A 1,626-nucleotide genomic window follows, 5' to 3' on the forward strand; every position below is an offset into this window, starting at 1 on the left:
TGATTTGTTGATTTTTTATATCTTTATGCCATGAAAAAGGATGAGATCATAGAGTTATTGAAGGAACAAATCAAGGGATTACGAGATGACAACAACAGACTCTTGGACCAAATAGATGCTTTGATAAAGGAGGTTTCTTCCCTTAAAGAGGCACTCCTTCAAAAAGGCGAATCTCTTAGCAAGCAACAGCGCCTTACTAAGGGACTCGCCAAACTTGTATCCAACACATCCGAACAGCAACAGGCTCCCCAATCTGCCATATCCGAAGAAGAGCAGCAGAAGATAGAAGCGGAAAAAGCAGATAAGCGTAAAGCAAGAAAGAACAATGGGGCCAAACGTGACATGCATTATGAGATGGAGGAAGAAGAACATGTCGTTTATCCCGATGATCCCGATTTTGACATCAATAAGGCCCGGTTGTTTACCACTGTTCCCAGAATATGCGTCCGCTATGAATGTATACCCATGCGCTTCATCAAGCATGTCTACAAGATACACACCTATACGCAAGAAGGTCGCCTGTTTGAGGGAAAAACACCGGCTTCGGCCTTCTTGAATTCCAGCTATGACGGTTCATTTATTGCCGGATTGATGGAATTACGTTATATACAATCGCTACCTGTTGAAAGAATCATCAACTACTTCGAGGGTTATGGCTTTACGCTGAAGAAACCTACGGCTCATAAGTTGATAGAAAAAGCCTCAAGCCTCTTCGAAAATCTTTATAAGTGCATCCGGCAGACAGCTTTGAGTGATCCTTATAAGGCAGCCGATGAAACCTATTACAAAATACTCGTCCCGGAAAAGAACAGCAAGGGAAAAGGAGTCAGGAAGGGATACCTTTGGGTGGTTGTCGGCATAAACACCAGGATGATATACCTGCTCTATGATGACGGCTCCCGCTCTGAAAGAGTTATTCTTAACGAATTAGGCAGTTGCAAAGGTATTATACAAAGCGATGGCTACTCACCTTACCGGAAGCTTGAAAGCGATGCTTATCCCAATATCACACGCATCCCGTGCTTGCAACATATAAAACGGAAATTTATAGATTGCGGTGAGAAGGACCCGGATGCAAAAAGAATCGTGGAGCTGATAAACGCACTTTATCAAAACGAGCATAAGCATAAAATTGGGGTTGAGGGATGGACGGTAGAACAGAATCTTATGCATCGAAAAAAGTATGCACCGGACATACTCGGAGAAATAAAAGATGTGCTTGATGAAATAGAAGAACGGGGGGATTTATTACCTAAGAGCGAACTGCAGGAAGCCATTACCTATCTTCGCAATGAGTGGAATGCAGTGGTGGACATCTTTAATTATGGTGACACTTATCTGGACAACAATATGGTTGAACGGATGAACCGGTACATATCCTTATCAAGAAAAAACTCATTGTTCTTCGGCAGCCATAAGGGGGCCGAACGAGGCGCCATACTCTATACGATAGCACTCACTTGTAGGATGCATAAAGTGAATTTATTTGAGTATCTCACGGATGTGATAAACAGAACAGCCGAATGGCAACCGAACACACCAATTGAAAAATACAGGGAACTGCTTCCTGACAGATGGGAAAAGGCTAATGACTAAAAAGGGATCATTAGCCTTTTTATTTTAATA

At 42.5% G+C, this 1,626-nt stretch carries 1 protein-coding gene; it reads left to right on the plus strand.

Going from position 1 to position 1,626, the window contains the following annotated elements:
* The first annotated feature begins 30 nt into the window (after nt 1-30).
* Nucleotides 31-1,596: an IS66 family transposase gene (locus DXB58_RS27560; protein ID WP_122138879.1), complete on the plus strand. Its 1,566-nt coding sequence runs from the start codon at nt 31-33 to the stop codon at nt 1,594-1,596.
* Nucleotides 1,597-1,626: the final 30 nt, after the last annotated feature.

The sequence above is a fragment of the Bacteroides sp. OM05-10AA genome, from assembly GCF_003439055.1.
Lineage (GTDB): Bacteria > Bacteroidota > Bacteroidia > Bacteroidales > Bacteroidaceae > Bacteroides > Bacteroides intestinigallinarum.